Annotated in this window: 13 protein-coding genes and 1 pseudogene; 10 read left to right on the top strand and 4 right to left on the bottom strand. The window is 36.5% G+C overall.

The features are described 5' to 3' along the window. Positions 1-8: 8 nt before the first annotated feature. The 10 genes from KNO99_RS13130 to KNO99_RS13085 all read left to right on the top strand — a co-directional run bounded on the left by KNO99_RS13130 (position 9) and on the right by KNO99_RS13085 (position 18516). The gene (locus KNO99_RS13130) at positions 9-1772 is read left to right on the top strand and encodes a non-ribosomal peptide synthetase (RefSeq protein ID WP_214749418.1); all 1764 of its coding nucleotides are present in this window, start codon (positions 9-11) and stop codon (positions 1770-1772) included. A gap of 31 nt (positions 1773-1803) precedes the next feature. After that, positions 1804-3084: a condensation domain-containing protein gene (locus KNO99_RS13125; protein WP_214749415.1), complete on the top strand. Its 1281-nt coding sequence runs from the start codon at positions 1804-1806 to the stop codon at positions 3082-3084. A gap of 23 nt (positions 3085-3107) precedes the next feature. Continuing rightward, positions 3108-7904 (top strand): non-ribosomal peptide synthetase, encoded by a 4797-nt coding sequence (locus KNO99_RS13120; protein WP_214749412.1) that lies wholly within the window; start codon positions 3108-3110, stop codon positions 7902-7904. 59 nt (positions 7905-7963) lie between these two features. Next, complete coding sequence (locus KNO99_RS13115) at positions 7964-8983, top strand: hypothetical protein (protein WP_214749409.1); 1020 nt, start codon at positions 7964-7966, stop codon at positions 8981-8983. Next, the gene (locus KNO99_RS13110) at positions 8976-9737 is read left to right on the top strand and encodes a thioesterase II family protein (RefSeq protein WP_214749407.1); all 762 of its coding nucleotides are present in this window, start codon (positions 8976-8978) and stop codon (positions 9735-9737) included. The genes KNO99_RS13115 and KNO99_RS13110 overlap by 8 nt, the downstream gene beginning before the upstream one ends. Then, positions 9734-11209: a lyase family protein gene (locus KNO99_RS13105; RefSeq protein WP_214749404.1), complete on the top strand. Its 1476-nt coding sequence runs from the start codon at positions 9734-9736 to the stop codon at positions 11207-11209. The genes KNO99_RS13110 and KNO99_RS13105 overlap by 4 nt, the downstream gene beginning before the upstream one ends. Further along, complete coding sequence (locus KNO99_RS13100; RefSeq protein WP_251131065.1) at positions 11199-12203, top strand: cysteine synthase family protein; 1005 nt, start codon at positions 11199-11201, stop codon at positions 12201-12203. The genes KNO99_RS13105 and KNO99_RS13100 overlap by 11 nt, the downstream gene beginning before the upstream one ends. Positions 12204-12207: 4 nt before the next feature. Further along, the gene (locus KNO99_RS13095) at positions 12208-13419 is read left to right on the top strand and encodes an ATP-grasp domain-containing protein (RefSeq protein WP_214749402.1); all 1212 of its coding nucleotides are present in this window, start codon (positions 12208-12210) and stop codon (positions 13417-13419) included. A gap of 69 nt (positions 13420-13488) precedes the next feature. Next, positions 13489-18015, top strand: coding sequence for a non-ribosomal peptide synthetase (locus tag KNO99_RS13090; protein ID WP_214749399.1), 4527 nt, complete (start codon positions 13489-13491; stop codon positions 18013-18015). A gap of 39 nt (positions 18016-18054) precedes the next feature. Further along, positions 18055-18516 (top strand): GNAT family N-acetyltransferase, encoded by a 462-nt coding sequence (locus KNO99_RS13085; RefSeq protein ID WP_214749396.1) that lies wholly within the window; start codon positions 18055-18057, stop codon positions 18514-18516. A gap of 749 nt (positions 18517-19265) precedes the next feature. On the opposite strand, the pseudogene KNO99_RS13080 reads toward KNO99_RS13085, so the two are convergent. The 4 genes and pseudogenes from KNO99_RS13080 to KNO99_RS13065 all read right to left on the bottom strand — a co-directional run. Continuing rightward, positions 19266-19757, bottom strand: a pseudogene (locus KNO99_RS13080) (ATP-binding protein); the annotation flags it as partial. A 50-nt stretch (positions 19758-19807) separates the two neighbouring features. Continuing rightward, positions 19808-20581, bottom strand: coding sequence for an IS21-like element helper ATPase IstB (gene istB, locus KNO99_RS13075; protein ID WP_214749393.1), 774 nt, complete (start codon positions 20579-20581; stop codon positions 19808-19810). Next, entirely contained in the window at positions 20578-21807 is a 1230-nt protein-coding gene (gene istA / locus KNO99_RS13070; RefSeq protein WP_214749391.1) for an IS21 family transposase, read from the bottom strand. The genes istB and istA overlap by 4 nt, the downstream gene beginning before the upstream one ends. Positions 21808-21840: 33 nt before the next feature. Continuing rightward, positions 21841-22185 (bottom strand): ATP-binding protein, encoded by a 345-nt coding sequence (locus KNO99_RS13065; RefSeq protein WP_371743095.1) that lies wholly within the window; start codon positions 22183-22185, stop codon positions 21841-21843. Between the last annotated feature and the right edge of the window lie 81 nt (positions 22186-22266).

The following is a 22266-nucleotide window of genomic DNA, read 5'->3' as shown; positions in this document are numbered from 1 at the left end:
AAGGGATAATGAAGAACCAAGTTTTAAAAGAATTGAAGAGATTAATGGATTGCAATGGCTCCTACGAGGCGTTAATAGACAAGGATGAATCTTTAAACTACCACGGCTTTTATGAGAGGTCCTATAAATTAGGTCAGTTGCTTCTATCTTTAATCGAGGGCGATTCCAAGGTTGGGGTATTTTTACCCCCTTCGATGAATCAGGTTGCCTTAATGTATGGGATATTCTTGTCTGGTAATACTTATGTGCCTTTAGAGAAAGGCATGTCTCCAGAAAGGTTGGAATACATCATAGATGATTCCAACTGCAAACTAATCATTTCTAACAAAGATTTAATCAAGAATATTCCTGATAAAATTTCTGAAAAAGCGAAAATCATTGATATTGAGATGTTGCTAAATAAAGATACGGTGAAATACGAGTCTTTGGAAGAAATCAATGTCTCAAATCAATCTCCGGCATACTTGATTTACACTTCTGGATCTACCGGAAGACCTAAAGGTGTCCAGATATCGTATTCCAACCTAAGTAACTTGATAGTAGAAACAGAAAAATATTTTAATCATTTTAAGAATGGCAAATCTATTCTGATGAATTCCTTAAGCTTTGACTTTTCTATATGGGAGACCGTTATTTCAATCTGTACAGGTAGTGCCCTCTACATGATTGATGATGACACCCGGCTAGATCAATTTAAGTTAATAAATTTTGTGAAGGAAAAAAGATTAACTTATTTAAATATGACCCCTTCACATTGTGCATCTTTACTGAATACTGCTGATTTATTTGAAGTAGAGGTGAAAAACACACTCAATATGATGCTTTTGGGTGGGGAAAAGCTTACACCAAATCTTGTGAAGAGAGTGTATGGACACTTCGGCGAAGATATCTCTTTTTATAACGCTTATGGACCCACGGAGTGCACGGTCTGTTCATTCATAAAAGAGTTAAGCACAGTTGAAGTAGGATTGTACGAACGGTTAGGTAATGTTCCTATTGGGATTGAGTTCCAGGGACTAAAAGCTACGATAAAGAAGGGCGATGAAAGCATTCCTGATAAGGGATTAGTATATCTAAGCGGAAAAGCAGTGTCTGGATTAGGATACTTAGGACTACCTGAGCAGACGGATAAAGTTTTCTCTTATGGAGCCGAGAATAATGAGTACAATACTGGAGACATTATTGAGAAGATAGGTGAGGATTTTTATTTTGTAGAGAGAGAAGATACACAAGTTAAAATCCATGGATATCGTGTGGAACTAGATGAAATCAAAAATGTCTTGCTGAAAAATCCTTTGGTAAATGATAGCGTTGTTATTTTTAATGATAGTGAGAACATCTCGGAACAAAAGTTACTGGCGTTTATTGTAACAAGTTGTAATGAAGATGTAGAATTTGAAGAATTAAGACTCTGGTGTAAACAATCATTAAACGATTATATGATACCAAATCTATTTATTCAGATCAATGAAATCCCAAGGAATTTGAATGGTAAGGCTGATAACAGGTCCCTAATTAATTTATATAATGAACGGTATGCCTACAAAAAAGAAAAAAACAAAAATGAAGACAAATTATATAAGATTTTCATGGAGACTCTGGCAATAACCGAATTGGATGTTAGTAAAAGCTTCTTTGAATTGGGAGGGCATTCTTTAGCGGCTATACAGTTACAAGATCAAGTAAGGAAAGAATATTCCAAAGAAATCCTGATTAGAAGAATTTTTGAGAGTGAATCATTAGATGAATTATTTGAGGAAATCCGCAGCTGATTTGAAGAATTAAATCTTATATGGAGGAATTATGAATTTATTACATGAAGAGATAGAATTGACACCCGTTCAAAGAGGAATTTTTTTTGAAAGTATAGCTAATCCTGACCAACCCTTCTACCATATTCAAAGCATATATGAACTAGGCGGAGAGTTTAATCTGGAGAATTTGCTGAACTCAGCAAAAAGAGTCATGCATAACAATCCAATTTTCCGCACATCTTTTTACATTAATGATGAGGGGAATGTAGTTCAAAAAGTACATGAAGACGTAGATGTTCAATATAAGATTATAGATTCTGCTGAACTGAAGGACAATCGATCATTGCAGAGGGTACTAACAGAAGATTTGAAGGAGGGTTTTGACTTAAGTAAACCGGAGTTAATTCGCGGTATTATTCTAAAAAATAATACTGAACCTAACTTCAAAATCATTATCTCATATCATCATATATTGATTGATGGTTGGTCTGCTGGACTAGTTCGTAATCAGTTTTTGGAAACATATGACTTATTAAATCAGGGTCTACCTCTCAAAGATGAGCCAATCAATGAAGTCTTTCTTAAGTACTGTCACTTATCCAATCAAAGCCTCGAAAGTGATATCACATACTGGGAAGACATGTTGGATGGTTACAAACCTTATGAAATAAACAGCCTGTCTAATTATAAAGTAAATCAGAATCTTGATACATTTCAAAGAAACTTCATGATATCTACTGCGCTTTCAAAAAAAGTCATTGAATTTTCAAAGGTCAAGAGACTCACAGTGAGCACGTTATGTTTAGCGTTTCACTTTAAATTCTTGTCTGCAATAAGAAACACGAATGACATTACCATCGGAATAGTAACTTCGGGTAGAGAATTTGATGAAATAATGGATATTGAAAATGCTGTTGGATGCATGATAAAAATCATTCCGATTCGAATAAAAGACATCGACAAAAAAGATCTAGAATCCCTTGCTATCGAGTTGCAGGATACAGTGTTAATGTCAATATACCATTCGAACAATAACTTAACCTCTTATAACCACCTCATCAATAAAACTGAATACAACGAACAATTATTTAGCGAATTGTATCTATATGAAAATTATCCATTAGAAGCAAAGGACTTCAAAACCTTCTCCTTGTTAGATAACTATGCTGTAGATAAAAACGGTTTTCCCTCGGTCACCTATTATTATTACGATAATCAGAATATTGAGATAGAGTTTCAAGTACATTCACATTTTAGCAATGACTTAATCACCTATCAGACGCTGATGTTTGAACTGATCTCAGAAGAATTTAGCAAAAACCTATATTAAGCTAAGGAAGGAAATTAAAAATTATGACATTAGTTGACTTGATGTTCTCTGTTTTTTCTAGTAATAATAAGAATGTTGCCATAAGGTCCGAGAATGAAGTAATCACTTACAAACAATTAAATGAAGTAACGAATAAATATGCCAACTATTTGATTGATAAGTGCGAGGACAAGTTTGTGGGTGTGTATATCAATGCCTCGATAGAAGCTGTTATAGCTATTATTTCTATTGTTAAAGCAGGAAAAGCCTATGTGCCAATCGACACTACATTACCAGATCAAAAAGTGGAATATATTATTAACAATAGTGATTTAACTATGTTATTGACTTCTGAAATGAGAAATAGAAAAACAGGCGATTCAAAGAGCTTAATAACAGATAAAGCATTATCAAAAGTCGAAATTAACATTGAGTTTGACATCAACGGTGAGGTGCAGATAGAAAACCATGAAGTGAGTATGTACCCCTCCAGTTACCCTTCGATTAATGTAACTTCTCTTGATGAGGCTTATATGATTTATACCTCAGGGTCGACTGGGAATCCCAAAGGAGTTGTAATAAGTCAGAAAAATATAACTAAATTTTTGATTTGGAACCAGAAAGAGATGAATTATACACCTAAAGATGTCATAGCGCAAAACCATTCATTAAGTTTTGATAATTCAGTTTGGGAAATATTCAGTTCTTTAATTGCAGGTGCGGAGCTTGTCATAATCCAAGAGAATAAAAATTTGGAATCGTTAATTGAAAATATAAAACAGCACGGTATCACTAGTTTGAGCATTACTCCATCGCAGTTGACAATTTTAATTGAATATTGCGATATTCTTAACGAAAAACCCTTGAGCTCTCTAAAGTACTTATTCGTCGGGTCTGAAAAAGTTCCCACAGAAATCGTAAAAAGAGCATTTTCATTCTTGAACACAGGATGTCGGGTGTTCAATGAGTATGGTCCGACTGAGGTCACTATAACGTCCGCGATGTTAGAGGTGGGCCAAGATACTATTCAAGAATTTTTAGATCTTCCAAGTTTGCCAATAGGAGTACCTACAGCTTCAAATGTTTTTGAAATAATTAATGAAGGTGACTATGGTGACGGGGAAGGTGAATTGTACATAGGTGGGGACTGTGTTGCAATTGGTTATTATAATGATGAAAAGAAGAATGCATCGAGCTTTGTCAACCTTAGTGACGTCACTTATCCAGGTAAATACTATAAAACAGGTGACGTAGTAAAGAGATTGAATGATGGTAGTTATATTTTTATCGAGAGAACTGATGACCAAGTAAAGATTAGAGGATATAGGGTTGAGTTAGGTGAAGTAGAGAAAGCTTTAAGAAAACTAGATCTTTTTGATGATGTAGTTGTGGTTGCTGTCGATGATAAAAATATCTCCACAAGAATGCTGGTATGCTATTTCACATCATCTAAGATTAAATACGACCAAAAAAACATAATCGACATACGGAAACAGCTAAATCAAATTTTACCAGATTATATGGTCCCTACTACTTTTCAACAATTAAATCATATTCCCCTAAACCATAATAAAAAAGTTGATAGAAAATTATTATCCAGCACTGATTACTTACATAAATGTGTGAAGGGATTATCCGACCAAGAAGTGGTAACAGTCGTGGATGATGAAATCAAAATTTTAAATACCATTGAAGAAGTCATTCAAAAAAAGATTACTGATAGCTCTCTCAATTTCTATGAATTAGGCGGAGACTCATTAAAGTGTGCGAAATTAGTCGCCAGACTCAAGAACCAAGGTTATTCGATAGACTTTAGCTCGATTATTCATTCAAAGAGTATCAACGATATTATTCATAAAAGTCTAAATAATAATAAAACTGTCAAAGCGACAGGACAATTTTTAGTGAGAAAACCAAGAGCGATGAAATTAAATAAGATGCAATCTGGCATTCTAGTTGATTCCATGAAGAGTGAAAAAAATGCCTACTTTCAACAAATTATCTTTTCAGTCGATCATCCCATGAAAGAAGCCATCTTAGAAAAGAGTCTTAATCAAATTTTTAATAAATACAAGACACTTATCTCGCAAGTGGAGTTGGAAAACACTTACTTTGTCTTCACCCCAACTTTTGATATGACCGATGTAGTAGAGTTTCAGTCGAGTGAGTCATTTGACAAAACTCCTAACGGAAAAAAATACAATGAAAATACTTTTGATATTTTTTCCTCTCCGCTGTTTAATCTCAAGATTATGGTAAACGATTATAGCACTACTTTTGAAATGAGTTATCATCATGTCTTATTAGATGGGACGAGTCTTAACAACATTGTAAACGAGATATTTTATGCCTATTACAATATAGAGCAGAACGCGGCATTCCAGCTTGAAGAAGAACAGATTAATGCTTTTGAGGTTTCGGACATATTGGAAAAAAGACCTGAAAAAATAATCTATTTACCTAACATGTCTCTGTTTAAAGACTTTGAATTGGTGGATAGAACTGAAGAACTCACAGTGGAGTTTATGGGCGATGATTACTTACAAATCGAGAGATTTTGTTCTGAAAACAAGATAACTATTAATTCATTCTTTTTTACCATGTATGTTCTTCTAATAACAAGAAAGGGCAAGAGCAATGATGTCTCTGTCGGATTCTCAGTAGATGGCAGAAATCCTGAGATTGAAGGGATTTACGATACTGTTGGATGTTTGACCCAAACCTTACTTTATGAAAATGACGCGATTGAATTTGAGAAAATGATTGATAAACATGCATTCATCTCCACGAATACTAAGTTACAAAATCTGATATCTGATTCGTATGACTATAACATTAGTTTGAAGTCGAAGAACTTGAACTCCTCAGTTATAGACTCCATGTACTCTTTTTACAATTACAATGTAAAAGATACGGCAATGGAAAAGTTCAATGTGACAGAGTTGAGCAGTAGCGACTTTGTTCCCTATCTCATCAATTTCAATGTGATGCCTACTTTAGACGGAATGACGATTCGAGTTTCATATGATAAATCGTTGAATCTTAATGAGACTTTCAATCAGATTTTAAATGAAGTTAAAGAGCTGATGAAACCTAATGTCGAAGGGGCAGGTCTCGATGAATTTAACTTAATCCCTATCATTGAAGAGATTACCGGAAGTCAAAACATTGAATTCAATCAAACCTTTTTTGAAGTAGGCATGAACTCTATATCGTTAGCAATCTTAATTAGAAAATTAAAGAATAAGGATATAAATCTAACATTCTCTGAGATAATGGAACATCAAAAAATCGGAGATTTAATTGGTTTCGTCCAAAAAAAAAATAATGGTATGACAGCTCAACCGATTGGCACGCTACAAAGAAGAGAAATTGTGGAGCGTGTAGAAATGACTGATACACAGCAAGAAATGCTCTTTCAAATCAATACGTCCAATGAAAAGGATTTGTATTGCCAACAGGCTGTCTATACTTTTTCTGACAAATTCAATCATGAATTGATTAAGCAGGCGGTTGAACATTGTATTGGAAGAAATCCTACTTTGAGATCGACTATAGAAATTCATGACGGGGTGCCTAGTCAAACCTTCTTTAATGAAGGAAATAGGGACTCGTTCAAAATATATAGCAAGAAATTAAATGGTGAGAAATTGGAAGATGTGTGTAGCAGAGAAAAAAAATTAGTTTCTGATTTTGAAAGAGGATCTCTGTTCTCAGTAGCAATTTTTGAGGAGGAAGAGAAATCCAATCATTTTGTAGTCACATTCAATCATTTGATATTGGATGGGTTTAGTTGTGACGTCGTGCTCCACGAAATCTTCGATTACTATTTTGACGATAAAAGACTGTTAGAAGAGAACAAGGCGTACATTCAATACTTAAAAGACCATCAAAATCAGAATGTAGAAAGTGATAAGGAGATTTTTTGGAGTGATTTTCTAAAAGATAGTGCATCTAATGTCTTCAAGTCTTTTGATAAAAACTATCCAGAGAAAATAGTCAATAAGAAAATTCAGTTTCAGAAAGACTCTCTTAATATCAATGGTGTGAGCTCAGAAATAGGGGCAACCACTAACAGTATTCTCCTTGCTCTATTGTTCAATTCTATCGAGCAGATAGGGATAAATAAGCCTCGGATAGGGCTGATATCTTCTGGAAGAACAATGATCAATGAGTCGGGTGAACCGATTGTTGGTAATCTGATAAGAATGCTTCCATTCTCTGCCGAAGTTAAAACGATATCCGTAAACTCCATCAAAAAAGTGCAAGATTCAATCTTTGATTTCCTATCGAACGATGATATTTCGCTAGGTCAAGTTACAAATATTATGGCTGAGAATGATAGAGTACTTTTTGATATCGCTTACTCGTACGAAGTTCAAAACAATCAGTCGCAAGTTGATAGTTATGAAGATAGCATCATTTCTATCAATGGATCAGAAAACATTGGAATTCCACTTAATATAAATGTTCATGAGCAATTGAAGACTTTTGATTTAGATATTTCTTTCAACAAAGAAATAGAACATGCGGCCGAAGAAATTATAAATAAGTGGATCGAATTGATTCGTTCAATCACTGTTTCAGACCTTCAAAGTTCAGCTGGTGTTTCAAGTACTGAAAAAATCATTAAGGAATGTTGGCAAGAAGTTATCGGGAGTCCCATAATCATTGAAGATAACGGTCTTTCATTTTTTGATGTCGGCGGGAACTCAATATTACTGTTTAGAGTACAAAAGTTACTAACAGATCGGTATGGTATTGAAATTTCACTACCGGAATTATTGGCCAATCCTACCGTGGCGAAACTGAGTGATGTCATAAAAAAAAAAGCAAGTTAACCAAACTTGAAAATAAATACCTGGAAGAGTGGGGCACGCAAAAGAAAAATCTAACTTATTTGAAAATAGAGTTAGAAAATGATAATTCAGCAGTATTGCCCAATCTTATAAATGAAGTCAGTAATAAGTTTAGTGTTCTAGCAGCAAAAATCGAGGGGGAGGACCAGCTATATTGGAGTATAGAAAACAGGGCCGAAATCGAACTTAAATACTTCTCCTTTAAAAATAAACAAGATTTGGAAGAAACACTGAAAAAGGACATTGAAGAGTATTTCGTTTCTTGGAAAGGGGTTCACCTTCATATACCCTATCTTGTGACTTATAAAGATAAACATTATCTCTTCTGGGTTTTCTCCCATCTAATCGCAGACGGGCACAGTCTAAATTTGATTGAAGAGGAATGTTCAAAGTTACTCACTGACATGGATACAACAAGATATCCTGTGAAAAAAGTCGATGCTTTATATATAGAAGAAACTAAGGGTGAAACCTATACCGGAAGTGACATCAATATCTCTACCTTTGATAACTTTCTGGGAGAAAGCTTTCAAGAAGAAAGCTTTTCTCTCCCCTTAAAGAAAACGTATAGAAAGAACAAGATTATCTTTCTTTTTGCAAAGTCGATTTCTGACTATTTTAACAAAGAAATCTTATTTAGTGTTCTGGTGAATTTGAGATACTTGAGAGGCAAAAATTTTGAATACGTGAGGGATCTTCATGATGAATTTGCTTTCATCTATAAACAAAATCAAACATGCTTTACTGATTTTGAAACATCTTTACATGAATTCAAAGGTGGAAACATATCGTCTCCCAATTATACTTCACCGCCAATTCAATTTAACTATGAGGTGGACTTGTATCTTGATGACAACGAAAAATCATCTACCGAGGTCAGTGATTTGATTTTTGGAGACGTAATCGACAAAATCGAAAGGGATTTAAATTCCGAAAAGGTCATTTTTGTAAATGTAATTGAAAGTTTGGATCATATTCATTTTCAGATTGAAAGTAATCTTAAGGATATAGTACTCCAAGAGATAATAACTAAGTTTCTTGAAGAGGTTAATAATGAATAACAATGACTGGTTTAAAACCTTGAAAGAAGGTACTTCCAAACAAATCATATTTTTCCCCTATGCAGGCGGAATGAGCAATTCGTTCGATTCTTTGAAGAGTTCAGAGTTGTTCCAACAGGATTTCCGAATTATTATGCTCAATATGCCTGGTCATGATTTGAATAGGAATAATCTTTATTATGATGTTGAAGAACTGTGCAATAAAATTACTCCCATGGTTGAGGATATGTTAACGATGCCGACAATTTTATTCGGATACAGCATGGGCGGGACTGTGGTATATGAGTTATGTAACCAATTAAACTCACTAAAGCATCTTGAAAAAGTAGTCATAGCTGCTGCCAATCCGCCAAACCTGATAACTAAAGAAAAAATAAACATGGAGATCGTTGAGCATCAGCTGAAAAAAAACATCTATGATCTTATTTCAAAAGCAGACCTGAAAGATTGTCAAACAGAGATTTTCGAATCAATGTATGAATACTTATTTCCCATATTTTACGCGGACACACACCTCTATTATTCTGTATCCGCCAAAAATAAGAAGATAGATGTCAAAGCACAGATAATCTTCGGAGAAGAAGATTCCAAAGTGAATTCTATTACGGTATCACATTGGAAGAAATATTTCAAAGAGATAGATATTATAAAATTTCCTGGGGGGCATATGTTTTTGAATGATACAGACAATACAAAAAAATTATCTAGGATTATTTTTACACAATATATTGGGGATACCGTGGAGGGGTTATGAAGAAAACATCTACATTTTCTGGAAGGGTCAATCAATCACCGAATAAAATTCTGGATAGACTATTGCTTACACCTCAATTCGAATTTGAGAAAGACAAACTATTGCCTTATTACAAAGAAATCGAATTAACGATTTTGGATGAACAAAGAAGACTACACATGCTAAATGAAGATGAATACTTAAATCTAATAAAAATCATTGACGATATAGATGAGACAAATTTATTTTCTGACGTCGAGGCTAATATGTCTGATATTTCATTTGCGTTTGAAGAATACATTTATAAAAATTCTGAGCACGCTATTCCAAAGTGGCATATTGATAAAAGTAGAAATGATTTTCAAGCCACCGCGATGAGAATGTATGGGAGAAAAAAACTTGTTGAAGCTATCAATCTATTGACCAGTCTGTATGAGGTGGTTATCGCGAAAGTAGACAAATACACCATGGTAGTAATGCCTGGCTACACTCATAATCAACCAGCACAGATTGTTAGTCCTGCGTTTTATTTTGTCACTATCGGAGAAGCAATCAGAACCACTCTCCATAGGATGGAATTTCTGTATAGAGATATCAATGCCTGTCCCTTGGGGTCAGGAGCAATGTCCGGATTGGAATTTTCTTGGGATAGAGAAAAAATGAGCAAGTCTTTGGGGTTTGATATGCCTTTGCACACTGCTCTGGTGTCTGTTGCGGAAAGAGACTGGCTAACAAAAATCTCTTTCGAATTCTCATTATTTGGAAATAAAGTCAGTCGATTCGTTACTGATTTTATGAAGTGGAGTAGCCACGAGAATGGATTTATACATTTACCGGATGAGCTGGTTGGTATTTCATCAGCAATGCCTCAAAAGAAGAATCATACTATTTTAGAGAGAATCAGGGGAGGGGTAAATCATTTGAACTCATTCTTAACAGATTTTATGAGTTCATCTCAAAATACCCCTTATACCAATCTTGTGGAAGTGAACAAAGAAGGTACAAGATATTTGGAAGATATGTTCAATGATTTCTCACGTTCAATTATCCTTTTCAAAATTTATATAGATAACATGAGCATTGACGAAGAGAAGGCTTATAATTCATGCACGGAGGACTTTTTTGGTGGGTATTCATTGGCTAATTATTTATGTGATGAATATGGAATACCTTATAGGGAGGCCCAAAAAATACTAGGGAAATTTTTATCTGGAGAAAAGGTGGTCACCTCGAATTCACTTTTCACCCTCAATTCAATCATCGAAGACGAAAGAGGTTTCGGCCCTTTAAAAGAAAAAGAGTTTAACTCATTTCTTAATCCAGAGGAGCTATTAAAGAGGAAGTTGACAAGTGGATCTACATCTCCAGAGTCTGTTAAAGAACAACAGAGGGTTCATATTGAGTATTTGAGAAAATATAAAGAATTTCTTAAGGATATTAATAAATCCAATAATTATACGTTCGTTGAAGGTGGAGATAGCGATGGTAGATAGTTTGATTGAGACGGTGGGCAAGACACATATAGTTAAATTGAAAAACCCTAGAATATTCAGCAAACTGGAATTCACCAATCCTTTTGGTATGAAGGACAGGTTTGCTAAAAATGTAATTGAGAAAGCATTAAGAGAGGGAGATTTGGAAAGAGACGGTGTGATAGTCGAGAGCTCATCGGGAACCTTTGCTTTAGGCTTGGCGCTAGTTGGAAATTTTTACGGTATCGAAACTCATATTATTTCTGACCCGCGGATAGACAAAATCACATTAGCAAAATTGAATGCCCTAGGCACTAAAGTTCATATAGTTGAATCGATGAATGATCAAGGTTGGCAAGGTGCTCGTCTTCAAAAATTGTATGAGTTACTGGATATATTTGGAGACAAGGCTTTTTGGCCAAAACAATATACAAATCTTGAAAATAGAGAATCTTATGCTAGCTTGGCAGATGATTTAATGAAATTAAATAAACCCATTGATTTTTTGGTGGCCGCCACAGGTAGTGGGGGATCTTTATCAGGGACGGCCAAGTATGTAAAAAAAGTATTTCCTGAATGTAAAGTAGTAGCGGTAGATTGTGTAGGTAGTATCCTCTTTGGACAAGACGATAAGCCAACCAGATTGCAAGGAGGGCTCGGAAATAGTTTGATACCAGCAAATATCGACTATGAAATAATTGATATGGTTCATTGGTTGAATGATAATGAGGCTTTCTCTGCAACTTTAGATTTAGTAAAGAAAGAACAAATCTTTGCCGGAAACTCTTCAGGTTCTGTGTACTGGGTTTCAAAATTCTTAGCTGAACAGAATAAAGACGCTAATATTTTTTCGATAATGGCTGATAGAGGAGATAGGTATTTTGATACCATATACAATAATGAGTATTGGGTAAAAAATGAGATTGAAAAAATTAATTTTGAAGACGTGAATCCAAAAAAGGTCAATAATTCAAATGAGTGTGATGATACATGGAATTACATGGAGTGGAGGTAGGTAAATGAAGAATCCAACGATTATATTTGTCGAGTCCAATACCACGGGCACAGGAATGCATGCGTTCCAATTGGCTCGTGAGGAAGGGTTAAATTGTATCCTATTGACCCGTAAGATTGAGTTATACACATGTATCCCCGAATATATAAAAATTATAGAAGTTGACACGAACAATTACAAAACAGTCGAAGAAACTGTACAAAAACTAGTGGATAGTGACCAAGTGGAAGGAATTATGACGACGAGTGAATTTTATATTCCGATAGTATCGAGATTGTGTGAGCGGTTTAAGTTCCCGAGCAATACATTGGAGTTTGTGAATATTTGCAGGAATAAAATTCGAACCAGAAAGATATTGACGGAATTAAGACTACCACAACCACGTTATACCGTTATTTCAAAAGATGAAGATTTAAAAGAGGCTTTGCACCCATTCGATTTTCCGGTTATTGTGAAGCCGTATAATGAATCAGGATCAAACGGGGTCAAACTATGTTCAAATCTCGTAGAAGCGATAAATCATTGTAGTTCATTATTGAATATCACACACAATTCCCGTGGGTTTGAATTAGAGAGAAAAGTACTCGTTGAAGAGTTTATAGGAGGGGAGGAGTATAGTGTTGAAACATTCTTCGATAAATCAATCGAAGTTATCGGAGTCACAAAAAAATTTGTGATAGGTGAACCTTACTTTGTAGAAAAATCTCATATATATCCAGCTGCTATCAAGGAAGATGTGAAAAATGAGATTATAGGTACGGTAAAGCATTGTCTGAATCATATAGGCTATACTTTTGGTCCTGCACATGTGGAAGTCAAAATCAGAAACAATAAATGTTATATCATCGAAATCAATCCCAGATTAGCTGGTGGGATGATTCCTGAATTAATTAAACAGTCTGAGGGTGTAGACACTCTTAGAAACTATTTATACGCAACTATAGGAAAGGAAAAGAGACTGGAAAAGAAACACGAAAGCTTCTCTCAAATCACTTTCATCACTGCAGACAGTGATGGGGTTTTAAAGGATATCCATTTTTCAAAAGAAGTGGAGTCAATGGACTATTTTGGATATAAAAATAAAAACTCTAACGTTCGAATACCAGAAAATGCTGGAGATCGGGTAGGGTTTATTATTACGAACAAAACAAAATATTTAGATGTATTAGAAGATATAGAGAAGATAAATAATGGAACAACTTTAGTTATTAAATAATATACTCGATAGTCGGAAGTTACAAATTAAATTAAAGGGGGCAATCTCTTGTATAGCAGGGGAAAAGATTTGCATACAATCGACAGTACATTGAATAGGTCTTCTGATTTCCAGAAACAAATGTGGACCTTGCAGATGATAAATCCAAAAAGTTCAGCATATAATGTCTATGAAGCCTATAAAATGAACAAAGAATTCAATCAAGAAAAATTTATCAGTTCTTTAAGAAAAGTACATAATAATAACGATATATTGCAAATGAAATTCATCGAGATTGATGAGGAGATTTACGTAAAAAAAGAGTTTGAGAATAAGATCCACTTAAAAATCGTAGAGGATCCTTTCGCCACAACTGAAGATATTCTTGAAGAGATAGCTCAAGAAAATGTGATTCCATTCGATTTAGAAAAAGATGTTTTATATAAAGTGATTATTTACAAATACTCGCAGAATGAAACGATATTATATTTTAAGTTTCATCATATTTTAATAGATGAAGATGGTTTTAGTGTTTACTTGCAGGAACTATTTGATTCTTATTCAGACTTTGAGAGTGGCTATGAGACCGATACCAAAACCTCTTATTTTGAAATCATAAAAGGGCACGATTCCCCCAAAAAGCGAAATAACGAGGTCTGGATTGATAAGCTCAAGAAAGTAAATCACAATATTGAGTGGCCGGTTATCGAAACACAAAACTTGAATGAAAAAATCCTTCAATTTCATGTGGGGGATGAGGTTAAAGAGAAGGTCATTGAGTTAAGTGTGGGAAGAAAGAGACCACCTTATATCATCCTGCTCTCAGCATTTATCATCAGTATTAAAAATTATACAGGACAGTCTAACTTCACAATCGGGACACCTGTTTCGGGCAGGTCATCCGATGCCCAATTCAAGAGTATTGGACCCTTTAGCAATACCTTACCTATCTGTATTGATCTCGACAATATAGAATATATCAATCAGCTGATTGATAAGGTTTCAGAAGAATATTATTTCATTTTAGAGAACAGAGATGTTTCCTCACAAGAGTTAGTAAACGAATTGAGCATCTTGGATAGGCATGTGGAATCATCATTGTATAATATTATATTCACTGAAGTGAAATCTAAAATTAACTTCTCTAAATACGGCATAGAAAAATTGGGGTTGTTTCCGAATACGAATAAGTTTGATTTATCCTTCTTTTATGAATTTACCTCGAAAGGAATAGTATTCTCATTTGAAATCGATAATACTAGGTTTGACGAGACTAGCATTCGCTCTATACAAAACCATTTTCTGGATGCTCTCGATGAATTATCACAGGACAATAAAATAAAATCGGAATCTTCGGTTGAATCTTTTGGTCGGCAGACTGAATATAGTAATGAAAAAATCCTCATTCAAGAATTTGAAACCGCAGCTAAGTTATATGCAAATGATATTGCAATTAGCCATAAAGAGTTAGAGTATACTTATGAAGAATTAGCTAATCAAGTAGATAAGTTGAGTAAAAATCTCCTTTCATATGGTATTCAAGAATCCTCTTACGTCGGTCTTTACATGGATAGAGGTCCACAGAGTATAGTATCTCTTTTGGCTTTACTGAAATTAAAATGTGTATACGTTCCATTAGATAAAAAGTTGCCTAGGGACAGAGTTATTTATATATGTCAGAACAGCGGTATGTCTTCGATCATTACAGATGGTCTAATTGACTTCGAGGATGAGCTCGATAAATCTTTAAATACTATTGATATTAATCATGTATGGGAAAAAGATGTTTCTGTCGGTGAATTGAATTTCCGATACGAGCCTTCGGATAAGCTTTATTTGATGTATACATCTGGCTCGACGGGAAAACCGAAGGGTATCACTATTACTAATTATAATATCTCCCCATTCATAGAATGGAATAAAGACTTTTTCAAATTCTCGAATCAAGATCGAAACATCCAATACCATAATTTAAGTTTTGACTTCTCTATATGGGAAATTTTCGAAACCCTATTAACAGGGGGAAGATTATATGTGATGGATGATAAAACAGCTGTGAATGCTGAGGACTTTCTGAACTTCATCTCTGAGAACAGAATAACCGTTGTCAATCTGACACCTTCTCAAATAATGCATATGATTGATTATATCGAGGCCTTTGACAAAGATCTTACCTCCTTACGTACAATAGTCTTAGGAGGGGAACAACTTACGACAAATCTTGCAAAAAGGATAAAAAATGTCGTCTCGGATGAATGTAAAATTTTTAATGAATATGGACCTACAGAAGCTACAATCTCAAGTTCGATATTTGAGTACGACGACAAGGTCAGTACTGAGGCTGTCCCTATAGGTAAACCGACATCTAATTTTGAGTTTAAGATTTTCGATGAGAATGTCAAAGAGGCGAACAAGGGAGAGTTGTATATTACAGGAGATGGGGTTTCTGAAGGGTACAAGAACAATCCTTTAGAGACTAATAAGCGCTTTGTTAGAATAGAAGGGGTTCTATATTACAAAACAGGTGACTTTGTACAGAGACTCGAGTCGGGTGATTATTTATTCATTGGTCGAGAAGATAACCAGATTAAATATCATGGCTATCGGATAGAGTTATCAGAGATTGAAAAAGAAATATACGATATAACCAAAGCGATTCAGTGTAAGGTACTAGTAAAGCAACTGGATGATTCTCAATTAGATTATCTATCTGCGTTTGTAGTATTAGGTAAAGAAAAAGATTTTGATGAGTCAATGATCATCAAAGAACTCAGAAGAAGATTACCTAAGTATATGGTCCCTTCAGAGATTAATTTTCTGACCGATTATCAGATTACTTCAAATGGGAAATTTGACAGTAAATCACTAATTGGTGATGAATATGAAGATAAAAGAAACCAAATAATTGATATATTCAAGAAGATTTTAAAAGTTAATCACATAAGCCCGACAGATAACTTCTTCGGCCTTGGGGGAGATTCGATTAGGGCAATTAAAGTCTCGGTGGAAGTTAAGAAAATGGGATTAGATATGAAAACGAGTGCGATATTCGAGACTCCAATTATCTTTGACCTTATTGATACACTTCAAACATTGAAGAAGGAAGATTCAGGGACTGTTGAGAACATCCAAATAGAAGACGCTGAGGAGTACCCATTAAGTGACATTCAACAAGGCATGCTGTGGGAAACTCTAACCAGTAATTCTAAAGGTATATACCATCAACAAATGGTGGTTAAAATTGATAATAGAATTAATAAAGATACTTTAGTAAATAGTATCTTGACCACTTTGAATGAATATCGTGTGCTGAACAACAAGGTTTATTTTGATGAGAACGAGGTTCCGGTGCAGAAACCAGTCGTAGATGATGATAAGGTTATTGAAGTATATGAGGATGGTTCTTTATCTCTAGAAGAAATTCTTGAGAAAGATTTGAATGATTCTTTCACGTTCCCAAGCTCATATTTAATCAGGTTTTATATTATTAAAGAACGAGCAGCTACTAATCTAGTCATCAGTTACCATCATATGCTACTAGACGGGTGGAGCAGTTCGTTCTTATTGAACCGAATTTTTAGTCACTATGATAATCTCGTTCAAGGTGAAGATATCCATACCGGTGTCAATGATCAATTTAGAGAATATCTTATTAAAAATCGAACTAACGAAAAAAGCCTAGAGTTCTGGAAAGATTATCTTATGGAAATTCCTGAAAAGCCTAAGGCAGAGAATCAGATTCTTGATATGGCAAGAACAGAAAGTGTATATCTGAGCACCGATATCACGGATAAGGTTTTGAAATATGCGAAACAAAAGAATGTCTCACCTAATGCGGTCTTCCTATCCCTTTATGCTAAGATTACTCATGAGGAGAACCTGGAAGAGTTGACGGTGGTGGGGGTCACGAATTCAGGTAGACAAAATTTAGAACTGGATGAGCTGAACGTTATAGGTTGTCTGCTGAATACCTTACCTATGAAAGTGAACTTCGGAAAGCTTTCGACTTTTGATGAATTACTCGATGAGGTACATGAATACCTAAAAAATCTAGTGAAGCATGGAGATGTTTCCTTGAATAGGGTCTTGAAATCTACTAAGAGGACCTTGAGAGAGAACAGTGAAATGTTTTCAAATATCTTTGTTTTTCAGGATTACCCAATCAACAATGAGCTTTTCAGTAACATGGGGGTTTCTGATATCGATTACAGAGCTGGTAGTAATTTTAATAGCAGCTTTATCGTTTCGCTGAATGACAAAACTGAAATAGGCTTTATGTTCAACGATGAAACGAAACGATATAAAATCCAATCGTTCCTAAAAAGGTTTCAGGAGAACATTGATAAAATGCTAGAGAATAAATTAAATTTGGAGATTTTAAGTGAGGATGAAAATAGCATTGAAAATATTGTCATGACTGCTTGGAAAGACATCTTACAGAGAGATGATTTAAAGTTGAGTGATAATTTCTTTGATCTAGGTGGAGATTCAATTTCTAGTTTGAGAATTGCTCTAAGATTAAAGAAAAGTAATATCAATATTTCACCGACAGCTATTTTCTCTAACCAAACCATTGAAGAATTAGTAGACCATATTTCAAAAGTTGATTCTAATTAAAGATTTTTATTCTGGCGTGATGAGTCTAGGAGGATGAACATGCAATTCATGATAGAAAAATTGAACCATGAAAATGCTAAGGAAATTGCTGATAATTGGAAGTATCCGGATCGATACTCCTTTTATAATATGACAGAGGATCCGGATGACTATGAAGAAATTACAAATCCTGAATTAAGGGCAGACAATTATTTTCAGGTGCTGAATAATGATGAACTTTTTGGCTTTTTTGCCTTGTATCCATCTGAAGATGTGATTGAAATGGGTATCGGAATTAAACCAGAGTATACGGGTAGAGGTCTAGGTGAGGAATTCCTTGGTCTGATAATCGAATTTATTAAAAAAAATTATAATATCTCAATAATCCGTCTGAGTGTGGTAGATTTCAATGTGAGAGCTCAAAAGGTGTATAGTAGACTAGGTTTCTCAAAAACGAAGGAGTATTCTCAAGAGACAAACAACTCCGTTTATACCTTCATCGAGATGGAGCGCCAGCTGTAATTTGTATTCACCAAATAGTTCGAAAAAGGATATGACCATGTCAACGGTCATATAAGGATTATCCAGGAGTGATTTCAATCATGTCGTGCTTTTCACGTGTCGGTTGATCAAACTCGGGTTTAGTGGCAGGATTGTAGAGACGGTAATTGACTTCTCCGTGAAATTGTTATTGTTGGCGACATCTAATGACTAGCATTCAACTCCTTTTTTCTGGATACATAAGAGCGGTCCCATGAATCGATCCAACTGTTGGTTCGTCTCGAGGGCCGCTTTTGTGTTCAAATAGGACTTCCTTTATGTGGAATTGTGTGGCACCACACATTCTAAGTAAGAATGGTTCTTATGGCAGTAACTGTTATCGCTTACGCTTACTAGATTACTCAAGCAGCTGTGGTGATATTAACTGCCCTGCCCAATCTGAGACCTCTTTCCAATCCAAACTGCTGTACGTGATACGCTTTGCTTCTAGTATTAGTCGTTTGAATGTCAGCAAGAGCTAACAGAGCATCCAGACGAAGTAGTAATTAATCAGACTAATTTTATAACTTTTTAGTGTTTTTTTACCTTGTCTGTCAGGAAGCTATCCTATGAATGATAGTGTTCTTTTCTTACGTGAAAGCCTACCTTCCCACGAAGATGAGTATTGCGGAGACAGAGAGCCACTAGTGCGGACAACTGAGCCACCAAATGCGGTACTGAGCCAGTCAATTATGAAGAAAAGGGCCATCGACTCATCGATGGCCAAAATTTTAGCTTATCCCTAACCCATGGCGTTCCCTCATTGAGGTTTCGCCGTCGACCAGGATTTTATAGGAGTCGTGTACGATCCTGTCTAGAATCGCGTCCGCGATTTGGGCCTGTCCCAGCTTCGAATGCCACCCCTCGGGTGCGAACTGAGAACAGAAGATGGTCGAGGAACGCTTCAGCCGTGCCTCAACGATTTCTAACAGATGCATCACATGCTCCTGCGGGAGCTCGGTGAGGAGCCATTCGTCAAGAATCAGGAGATCAATCGTCCGATACTTATGGATCAACTTTCTGAAGCTGCCGTCCGCCTCATATTTCGCCACCGCGAGCTCGTCCAATAGTTCAGGCAACCGGATATACTTCACCTTATGGAATTGGCGACAGGCCTGAACAGCCAATGCGTTCGCCAGCCACGTCTTCCCGTTACCCGACGCCCCCATCAGGATGACGTTATGATGCTTCTTGATGTAGTTGCCCGAGGCGAGTGTCAACAGCGGTTTAAAATTCCTTCTTAATAACGGATTAAAAATCCCCTTTTTACACGTTACTCTTGGAAACTATCGACATGGGTCGGCTGGATGCCGGCCCGTTTCTTTTCCCTCATCCGATATGAATCTCCCCGAATGTTAAAAGTGGTCGCATGATGAAGAAGGCGATCTAAAATTGCGGTTGCCAAAACCTCGTCACCAAATATTTTTCCCCATTCAATATATGACTTGTTTGAAGTCAAGATGATCGAGCCTCTCTCATATCTCTTTGAGATGATTTGAAACAGCGCATTCGCACTGATGGGGTCGAACGGAAAATAACCGATTTCATCTAGAATGAGTAGCTCGGATCGACAGTACCTTTTGATGATACGAGGAAGAAAGCCAGATTTCTCGGCTTTTTGACACTCCTCGACAAAATCGTTCGCGGTAATGAACGAAGTCCGATAACCTTTCGTGACAGCTTCCGCAGCGATTGAAATTGCCAAGTGTGTCTTTCCCACCCCTGGCGGGCCCAATAATAATACATTGAAGCCGTTATCGATGAACCGACAGGTCATCACCTCCCTGACGCGCTTTTCATTGATGCTCGGCTGAAACGCAAAGTCGAAGTCTTCTAGCGTCTTAAAATAGGGGAGTCTGGCACGTTTTATTCGTTTCGATAGCTCTGTTGATTCACGGTGTTCGATTTCCGTCATCAGAATACTGTTTAGAAAGTCCGAATATGCTACATTATCCTTGGAGGCATCTTCAAGGATTCCTTCAAGCTGGTTGGCCGACAATTGCCATCCAACTTTTTCTAAGCGTTCAGTGAGAAGGTCCGTGTTCATTCGTGATCGCTCCTTTCGAACTGTTCGTACACTTGAAGGGAACGACGTTCCACTTCAGGAATATCGGGCTGGAGACGACGGGTCGGCAAACCTTTTTGAGTCGTTTCTAGCCCTTTGTAATGCTCTAAATTTAATTGATACTTCAAGTTCCCGGAGGCAATCGGATGTTGGGCGATTTGTTCGCCATCAGCGTAGACCTCGAGATGATGGTCGAGGGTGATTCTAATTCGTACATGCTGTCCGACGAACCGGAACGGAACTGAATACTGTCGTCCTTGGTAGGACACAAAACAGTCTTTGCTTACTTGACGTGTTTCCCAGCGATGGACCGGATAATGCGGCTTCAAATGTCCTGGTGCTAGAAAACCTTGTTCAACCTCGAAGCGTTTCTCAGGTGACTCTTTTGTCGTATCGTTTTTCTTTTTATTGGCCGTGTTTTGTAGCCATTCGAGGACGTCACGATTCAATTGTTCCAATGTCTTTCCGATACGTCGTTTGAAAAAGTTCTGTTTCATATAGCCGAATGAGCGCTCAATCTTCCCTTTCGTCTGTGCCCGTCTGGGCTTGCACGCCTTCGGAGTAATCCCATAATAGGCCAAGAAATCTTCGAACTTCTGATTGAACTTGATACCGTTTGGATTGTGACTGATGACCGCAGTTTTCATGTTGTCATAGAGAATCTGTTGCGGTACGCCATTGAAGAAGGCGAACGCATTCATATGACACTTCATCAGAGTTTCCAGGGTCATGTCGGTCGTGAACTCGATGTATCGCATCCTTGAATATCCGAGGATGATGGAGAAGGCATACACCATACGCATTTCACCGTCTACTTCATACGTCCCGACATCACTCCAGTCCATCTGTCCCTGTCGTCCAGGCGGCGTTTCAAACCTGATGGTAGCCTGCTTTTTAGGCTGAAGTCTGTAAGGTCTCACGTACTCTCTCAGAATCGTCATTTTCCCCTCATAGCCTAGCTTTTGAATCTCATCGAACAGAACCTCGCAATTGGTTGTACCTTCTTTGATACGTTCGTTTATGTAGTCTTTGTAGGGGTCGAGTTTTCCTTTCCTCTTTCTCCGCTTCACTTTCATAGGTGCATTTTCCATCTTCAAATACTTTCGGATTGTCTTAGGATCATATCCCGTCTCGTCAGAGATAGCTCTGATTGTCCATCCTTTGCTTCTTAATTCACGAATCATAAAAAATCCCTCACTTCGGATCATGTCTCACACTCCATTTTCAGGTTGTCAGAATCATTATCCGTTAATTTGAGGGATTTTTAATACGTTGATATAAGGGATTTTAACAGTGTTGATTACAGCGAGTTCCAAAATAAGTTTTTTGTCCAACCTCCGGTCCGGATGGTATTCGATATGCTCGATCGACGCGGACGGGTCGGAGAAGGTCGCCTGCTTGATGAGCCGTTCGAGCTTGTTCGACCGGCGTCTTGAGTATTCCTGGTCGACCAACAGGTTGAAACGATCATCGAAGTCCAACTCAGCGTACTCCTTCATCTCATGCTGTAGTTCATATTGCTCTGCCATCCCGGTCATTTTCATCTCGGTCAACTTTCTTAACGTCTCCTGGTTGATTACGGCCACGAGTTTTTACCGCCTCTGACATTTTATTTACCATCAAATGCCATGTTCGGTACCACTCAGTGACATATGTCGACCATCATG

This window comes from Exiguobacterium sp. s189 (assembly GCF_018617615.1).
In the GTDB taxonomy this organism is placed as follows: Bacteria; Bacillota; Bacilli; order Exiguobacteriales; family Exiguobacteriaceae; genus Exiguobacterium; species Exiguobacterium aestuarii_A.
Note: the sequence above shows the minus strand (reverse complement) of the source record. Positions and strands in the feature narration are given on the sequence as shown.